Source organism: Aquimarina discodermiae (assembly GCF_040786235.1).
Lineage (GTDB): Bacteria > Bacteroidota > Bacteroidia > Flavobacteriales > Flavobacteriaceae > Aquimarina.
Window position 1 is genome coordinate 57,479 of sequence record NZ_JBFMKP010000032.1, and the last position, 7,801, is coordinate 65,279.

Below are 7,801 nucleotides of genomic sequence, written 5' to 3' on the forward strand. Positions count from 1 at the left end.
GTCGATCAAACATGTCTAAGTATCTTTTTTAGAATATTAAAAATATACATTTTTCATGCCTTAGTTAAGTTTAAAAAAATGCCTCATCGGGTAGTAATATTTACACCGATATTATTTATATTTCAGAAAAAGGGAAAGAAGTTTTTTTACATTTTTCTAAACAACACTAAAAGTTGTTTTTACTTAAAATTCAAATATGAGTAAAGCCGTATATATTGCGACCATAGAACCTAATAGTGGTAAATCTATCGTTGTTTTAGGTTTGATGAGAATGTTACTGGGTAAAGTTGCAAAGGTAGGCTATTTTAGACCTATTATAGATGATCCTAAACCGAATAGCATCGATAATCACATCCAAACCGTAACTACCTATTTCGAACTGGATATCAACTATGAAAATGCATATGCATTTACCAGAAGCGAAGTGCTACAAAAATACAATCAGGGAAAATCCGGAGATATTATCAACGGAATTATTCAAAAATATAAAAGCTTAGAGGAAAGGTTTGATTTTATTCTAATAGAAGGTACCGATTTTTCTGATGAAAGTAATGTGATAGAGTTTGATATTAATGTAGTTATTGCAAAAAACCTTGGAATTCCTTCAATTCTTGTTGCCAGCGGAATGGATAAAACCAAAAATGAAATTGCAGCCAATCTCAAACTGGCATATGATACATTTAGCGGCAAAGATGTAGAAGTAATTGCCGTAATTGCTAATAAAGTAGAAAAAGAATCTGAAAACGAGCTAAAAATCAGGTTAGAAAAAGACCTGGGAACAGATACCGAACAAATAGTCATCCCTAAAATAGATTCTTTAATTCACCCAACTATTAAAGAGATTTGTGAAGAATTAAATGGCACAGTCCTTTTTGGCAAAAAATTCCTTAACAATCAAGCCGGTAGCTTTGGGGTGGGCGCCATGCAGTTACGAAATTACCTAACACACCTAAAAGACAACAGTCTAGTTATCACACCGGGAGATCGAGCAGATATTATCTTAGGAGCTTTACAAGCAAATATCTCTGACAATTACCCTAAAATTTCGGCCATTATACTTACAGGAGGTATTATGCCAGAAGAACCCATTCTAAAACTAATAGAAGGGGTCTCTTTATCGGTTCCTATTATATCTGTAAAACAAGGAACTTTTTCTATTACCAATCAAATAGGTGCAATAAAATCAAAAATCTATGCCGATAATCTACATAAAATAGATACATCTATAGATACTTTTGAGAACTATGTTAATGCAGATCGTTTAATTGACCCTCTTATCACTTTCGAATCCAATAGCATGACACCAAGCATGTTTCAGTACAATTTACTAAAACGTGCCTCATTACATAAAAAACATATCGTATTGCCCGAAGGTTCTGATGAAAGAATTTTAAAAGCAACTCATCGCTTACTTGCTTCCGATGTTGTTGACATAACACTAATAGGAGATGCAAAAAAAATAAAAGACAAAGCTTCTAAATTAGATTTGCAAATTAACTTTAAGAAGGTAAATATCATTTCGCCTGTAAAATCTCCTCACTACGAAGATTATGTTTCCACTTTTTATGAATTGCGAAAACATAAAAATGTAAATATGGACATGGCTAGAGATATGATGGCAGATGTCTCTTATTTTGGAACCATGATGATTTATAAAGGTCATGCAGACGGTATGGTTTCTGGAGCGGTTCATACCACCCAACATACGATACGACCAGCACTACAATTCATTAAAACCAAACCTACTGTAAAAGTAGTCTCTTCTATATTTTTTATGTGTCTGGAAGATAGGGTATCTGTATTTGGAGATTGTGCTATTAACCCTAACCCAAACGCAGAAGAATTGGCAGAAATAGCAATTTCTTCAGCACAATCGGCAGAAGCATTTGGGATTGAACCCAAAATTGCAATGCTATCCTACTCGTCTGGTACTTCTGGCAAGGGAGAAGATGTAGAGACGGTAAGAAAAGCTACCGATATCGTTAGAAAAAAACATCCTGAGCTTAAAATTGAAGGTCCTATACAATACGATGCTGCAGTAGATGTTAAAGTAGGTAAAAGTAAGCTCCCAAATTCTGAAGTCGCAGGTAATGCCAGTGTCCTAATTTTTCCAGATCTAAATACTGGTAACAATACATACAAAGCAGTACAAAGAGAAACTGGTGCATTGGCAATTGGCCCTATGTTACAGGGATTAAATAAGCCTGTAAATGATCTAAGCAGAGGGTGTACTGTCGAAGATGTGTACAACACCGTTATTATTACCGCAATACAAGCCCAGGGGCTCTAAAAAATTATACTTGTTCCTATTTAAATAAAGACAATGCAAATACTAGTAATAAACTCAGGAAGCTCTTCTATAAAATTTCAACTGTTTAACATGCCACAGAAAAATGTTATTTGTTCTGGATTGGTTGAACGAATTGGATTGGATGACGCCAACATAAGTTATAAAACTGATACCCATGATATCGAACAAGAACATGTGATTAAAGATCATAAAGTAGGCTTGAATTTAATTGCTCATCTGTTGTTAGATAAAAATACTGGAGTAATCAAATCAACTTCGGATATTTCAGTAATCGGACATAGAGTGGTACATGGCGGTAGCTCATTTTCTGAAACAGTAGAGATTACAGATAAGGTAAAACAAAAAATTAAAGAGCTTTCATCATTAGCCCCATTACATAACCCGGCAAATTTAGAAGGAGTTCTGGTGTCAGAAAAAATATTTCCAGAAGCATTACAAGTTGCTGTTTTTGATACTGCGTTTCACCAAACGATGCCTGAAGAAGCTTATAGGTATGCGATTCCTAAAAATTATCTTGATGAACACAAAATTAGAGCCTATGGTTTTCATGGTACTAGTCATAAATATGTTTCTGAAAAAGCAATCGAATACTTAGAAAAAGAACATTCTAAAATCATTACCATACATCTTGGTAATGGTTGCAGTATGACTGCGATTAAAGACGGCATATGTATCGATCACTCTTTAGGTTTTGCTCCTATGAATGGATTGATTATGGGAACCAGATCTGGTGATATAGATCCCGCTGTCATATTTTATATGCTAAAAGATTTGGGACATACGGTAGATCAAGTATATTCATTATTGCAAAAGCAAAGCGGGATGATAGGCCTTACAGGTCATAGTGATTTACGTGATATAGAGTCCGAAGCAAATAAAGGAAACGCTAATTGCCAAAAAGCGTTGGTTATGAACGCCTATCGTATTAAAAAATTTATAGGAGCCTATGCTGCTATAATGAATGGTCTGGATGCAATTGTTTTTACCGCAGGAATAGGAGAAAACTCTAATACTATCAGGAAATTGGCATGTGACAAATTAACATACCTGGGCATAGAACTTGATGAACAAAAGAATCTAATAAAATCAAAAGAAATAAGAGGTATTAACACACCATCTTCTAGAGTAAAGATTCTTGTAATCCCAACAAACGAGGAGCTTGAAATTGCCAAGCAATCTTATAGCTTGTTCAAAAACATAAATTAAAAACAACAGATCACATCTATTGTAGTGTTACTTTTTTATATCTTAATCTGCCGATTAATTTGCTGGTTTAAAGATATAAACGTCTCTGTTCTTGATACACCATCTATTGCCTGAATGTTTTTATTTAATACATTCATCAAATGCTCATTATCTTTACATAGAATTTTAATAAATATAGACCAGTTACCAGTTGTATAATGACATTCTATTACTTCGGGAATATCTTGTAACTGCCTTACTGCTTTAGGATTGCTAACTGCCTTATCCAAATAAACCCCAACAAAAGCCATTGTCTTATATCCCAACACTTTGGGATCAATAATAAATTTGGATCCTGCTATCAATCCAGATGCCTCCAGTTTACGAAGTCTTTGGTGAATTGCAGCACCCGATACCCCCACTTTTCTAGCGATTTCTAGAATAGGTTTTCGAGCATTTTCCATCAGACTACGCAAGATTTCTTTATCTATACCATCAAGTACTAAATTATCATTTTGCCCCTTCATTACTTTACAAGTTTCATATAACAACTAAAACATAACTATTAATCTATAATCGAAATAAAAACAACCTTACTAGTTGCAAATTATCAGTTGTCATCTTTTATTCATTATTATTTTACACCATTAGGATTATACCCCAAATACTCACATTCTTTTTCATTAAATACGATTCCATACTCTTCAAGTTCTTTTAATATCGGAGTATACACTTCTTCTCGAATAGGTATTTGCACACCTGGTTGTGTAATTTGTCTATTTAGGATTCGTATAGTTGCCATTGCAACCGGTAAGCCAACTGTTCTTGCCATTGCTGTATAGGTTTGATCTTCTCCTATACTCACCATGGTAGCATCAATTTGTTTTCGTTCCCCATTAATTTCATACCCAAATTTATGATACATTACAATCATATCTTTATCATCTTTATCCAATGTCCAGCTATCCATCAAAATTTTCTGAAGAATTTGAGCAGGCGTGGCGTTAGGGATTCCCACTTTTTTATCAGGATTAAAAAGATCTAATTCTTGTAGTTTATCCCACATAATATCATCTTGATCAATCTTGAGATAATGTCGCAATTTAAGTTCTACAGAATCTGTAGGAGAATACGCCAAAAAAGAATTTGTAAAATCCCGATAACTCATTTTTTCAGAATTAACAATCTTATAGTCATCTGCTGTCATCCCCAACTGTACAAAAGTATTCCAGGCTTTAGAAAAACCTACTCTACGCATCGTACCTCTATAAAGGGTTAGTATATCGTCTAACCCATAAATCTCCTGATATTTTAAAGAATTTCTATTAGCATACGCTTCAAAACGGCCATAGTTTTCTACTTCAAGAAACTCTGTTCTTCTAAATAGTTTGTGATAGGGTATATACTTATAAGCTCCTTCTTGTAAAAACTCTGCAGCACCTCCTTGTCCTGCCACTACCACATTACGTGGATTCCATGTAAATTTATAGTTCCAAAGATTGGTATCATTTTCTGGAGCAATCAACCCGCCTGTAAAAGATTCGAATAGAATTAGTTTTCCGCCTTGATTTCTAATACGATCTATTACCTGCATAGCACTCATATGATCTATCCCAGGATCTACTCCTATCTCATTCATAAACACAAGACCCTTTTCACGAGCTTCTTTATCTAATTCTTGCATTTCTGGGCTTACATACGAGGCGGTAACCATACATTTACCATATCGAAGGCAATCCTTGGCAACCTCTATATGAAAACGAGCGGGAAGCATGGATACCACTATATCTGCATCCAAAATAGTTTTCTCTCTTAATTCTTGATTAAAAATATCTAAGGCGATTGCTGTTGTGTTAGCATGACCAGCTTCAAGTTTCTTTGCACTCTCAATAGAAATATCACCAATAGTAATATGTAAATTTTCTGACTTAGATTTATTCTGAAAATATTTAATTAATACTCCCGTAGATTTACCCGCACCTATAACTAGAATTTTGCGCATACCGTATGAATATTTTGATAACTTTGACACGAATGTAATAAATACCGTAAACAACAAGTTATTAATAGTTATCTATTAATTAAAGTTTTACTAATAATGTGTCTATTCTTTCAAATATAACTCTTATTATAATCAATTATGAGCAAAACAGGGATAAATAAAACAATTTTGATTACTGCAGCTGTAATGGGATTAATCGCTGTATTACTAGGTGCCTTTGGTGCTCATGGTTTAAAAAAAATTGTAGATACCGAGAGTGTTAATTCTTTTACTACGGGAGTGCGTTATCAAATGTATCACGCCATTGTTTGTCTTATCTTAGGAAACCTATCTGTATTGTCAGAAGCTGTTAAAAAACGTATTTTTTATTTGTTTGTAGGAGGAACATTTCTTTTTTCTGGATCAATATATCTTTTAACAATAGATGAAGCTTTAGGTATCTCTCTCTCAAGTATTGGTTTTATTACCCCTTTGGGAGGTTTACTTCTTATTTTAGGATGGTTGTTTTGTATAATTTCTTTTGTTAAGATAAAGTAAATTTTTTATCGGTTAGTGTAATTATTATTTATAATTTTGCACATACATAACAAAACACAACATATTTTTATGGAACCACTGTATCCAACTACGAAAACGTTTTCGTTAAAGAACTATGGTATTGAAAATGCTACAATGCGCTATCAGTTATCATCTGAACAACTTCAAGAAGAAGTAGTGCAAAATGATCAAGGAAAAATTACATCATCTGGTGCCTTATCAATCAAAACAGGTGAGTTTACAGGTCGATCTCCTAAAGATCGATTTATTGTTAAAGATCAAATCACCGAAGACAAAGTATGGTGGGGAGATATTAACATTCCTTTTGACGAAAAAGCCTTTGATGCATTGTACAACAAAGTAACCAAATACCTTTCGGGTAAAGAAATTTTCGTAAGAGACAGTTATGCCTGTGCAGATCCAGAATATAAGTTAAATATTAGAGTACTTAATGAGTATCCATGGTCTAATATGTTTGCTTACAACATGTTCTTGAGACCAGAGACAAAAGAGCTAGAATCTTTTAGTCCAGATTGGTTGATCGTAAATGCACCAGGATTTATGGCAGACCCGGAAGTTGATGGGACAAGACAACATAATTTTGCGATTCTTAATTTTTCGAAAAAAATTGCTTTAATAGGAGGAACAGGTTATACAGGAGAAATCAAAAAAGGTATTTTTTCTGCTTTGAATTTCATTCTTCCTGTAGAACACAATTGTTTACCAATGCATTGTTCTGCAAACGAAGGTGAAGACGGAAAAACCTCTTTATTCTTTGGGCTTTCTGGAACGGGTAAAACAACATTATCTACAGATCCTAAGAGAAAACTTATTGGTGATGACGAACATGCATGGACCGAAGAAAATACAGTTTTTAACTTTGAAGGAGGTTGCTATGCAAAAGTAATTGATCTTTCTTCTGAGAAAGAACCAGAAATTTACGGAGCCATTAAAAAAGGTGCCTTACTAGAAAACATTATTTTGGATGAAAGCGGAAATGTTGATTATAACGACGTTAGCATCACTCAAAATACAAGAGTAAGTTATCCTATTCATCATATAGAAAATATTAAAGTTCCTAGTAGAAGTAAAGATGTTACCAATGTCTTTTTCTTAACAGCAGATGCTTTTGGAGTACTACCTCCGATCTCTAAGCTTACCAAAGAACAAGCTTCTTATCATTTTATTAGCGGATATACTGCTAAAGTTGCAGGAACTGAAGCTGGAGTAAACGAACCACTACCAAGTTTCTCTGCTTGTTTTGGAGCTCCTTTCATGCCATTACATCCACAGGAGTACGGAAACATGCTAATGGAAAAAATCGAGAAAACAGGAGCTAACGTATGGTTGGTGAATACTGGTTGGACCGGTGGGGCCTATGGTACTGGAAGTCGTATGAAGTTAAAATATACTCGTGCAATGATCAATGCTGCATTAGAAGGAAAACTTGATGATGTAGAATATGCAATAGACCAACATTTTGACCTTAATGTACCACAAAACTGTCCTGATGTACCATCAGAAATCTTAAACCCTAGAAACACCTGGGAAGACAAAGAGGCATATGACACAAAAGCAAAAGAATTAGTAAATTCTTTTAATGAGAATTTTAAACAATTCGAAAAATAAAATATTTGTTTTATTTACAAAGAGGTCGTCTAAAAAGTTATTTTTAGGCGATTTTCTTTTTCATCCATTATGGTTTTTGTTGATTTTTTTCAATTTTAGGATTAAAAGATGTGTTTTAAAAAGGCACACGCAATCCT

Annotated in this window: 6 protein-coding genes; 4 read left to right on the forward strand and 2 right to left on the reverse strand. The window is 34.0% G+C overall.

What is annotated here, in order from left to right:
* The first annotated feature begins 196 nt into the window (after positions 1 to 196).
* Together pta and ABW636_RS18710 are read left to right on the forward strand one after the other, a co-directional pair.
* Complete coding sequence (gene pta / locus ABW636_RS18705; RefSeq protein WP_367591600.1) at positions 197 to 2,290, forward strand: phosphate acetyltransferase; 2,094 nt, start codon at positions 197 to 199, stop codon at positions 2,288 to 2,290.
* A 33-nt stretch (positions 2,291 to 2,323) separates the two neighbouring features.
* Positions 2,324 to 3,517, forward strand: coding sequence for an acetate/propionate family kinase (locus ABW636_RS18710; protein ID WP_367591601.1), 1,194 nt, complete (start codon positions 2,324 to 2,326; stop codon positions 3,515 to 3,517).
* A 35-nt stretch (positions 3,518 to 3,552) separates the two neighbouring features.
* Here ABW636_RS18710 and ABW636_RS18715 read toward each other — a convergent pair whose 3' ends face one another.
* Positions 3,553 to 4,023 (reverse strand): Lrp/AsnC ligand binding domain-containing protein, encoded by a 471-nt coding sequence (locus ABW636_RS18715; RefSeq protein WP_367591602.1) that lies wholly within the window; start codon positions 4,021 to 4,023, stop codon positions 3,553 to 3,555.
* A 107-nt stretch (positions 4,024 to 4,130) separates the two neighbouring features.
* Positions 4,131 to 5,498 carry a saccharopine dehydrogenase family protein gene (locus ABW636_RS18720; RefSeq protein WP_367591603.1) on the reverse strand — a complete coding sequence of 456 codons (1,368 nt, stop codon included), beginning with the start codon at positions 5,496 to 5,498 and terminating at the stop codon, positions 4,131 to 4,133.
* Between the two features lie 138 nt (positions 5,499 to 5,636).
* On the opposite strand from ABW636_RS18720, the gene ABW636_RS18725 reads away from it, so the two are divergent.
* Complete coding sequence (locus tag ABW636_RS18725; protein WP_367591604.1) at positions 5,637 to 6,035, forward strand: DUF423 domain-containing protein; 399 nt, start codon at positions 5,637 to 5,639, stop codon at positions 6,033 to 6,035.
* Between the two features lie 69 nt (positions 6,036 to 6,104).
* Positions 6,105 to 7,664: a phosphoenolpyruvate carboxykinase (ATP) gene (pckA, locus tag ABW636_RS18730; protein WP_367591605.1), complete on the forward strand. Its 1,560-nt coding sequence runs from the start codon at positions 6,105 to 6,107 to the stop codon at positions 7,662 to 7,664.
* Positions 7,665 to 7,801 lie beyond the last annotated feature (137 nt).

Bases quoted from the DNA above. Each gene is read 5' to 3' on its own strand.
- pta (WP_367591600.1), top strand. From the start codon at position 197: ATGAGTAAAGCCGTATATATTGCGACCATAGAACCTAATAGTGGTAAA.
- ABW636_RS18710 (WP_367591601.1), top strand. From the start codon at position 2,324: ATGCAAATACTAGTAATAAACTCAGGAAGCTCTTCTATAAAATTTCAA.
- ABW636_RS18715 (WP_367591602.1), bottom strand. From the start codon at position 4,023: ATGAAGGGGCAAAATGATAATTTAGTACTTGATGGTATAGATAAAGAA.
- ABW636_RS18720 (WP_367591603.1), bottom strand. From the start codon at position 5,498: ATGCGCAAAATTCTAGTTATAGGTGCGGGTAAATCTACGGGAGTATTA.
- ABW636_RS18725 (WP_367591604.1), top strand. From the start codon at position 5,637: ATGAGCAAAACAGGGATAAATAAAACAATTTTGATTACTGCAGCTGTA.
- pckA (WP_367591605.1), top strand. From the start codon at position 6,105: ATGGAACCACTGTATCCAACTACGAAAACGTTTTCGTTAAAGAACTAT.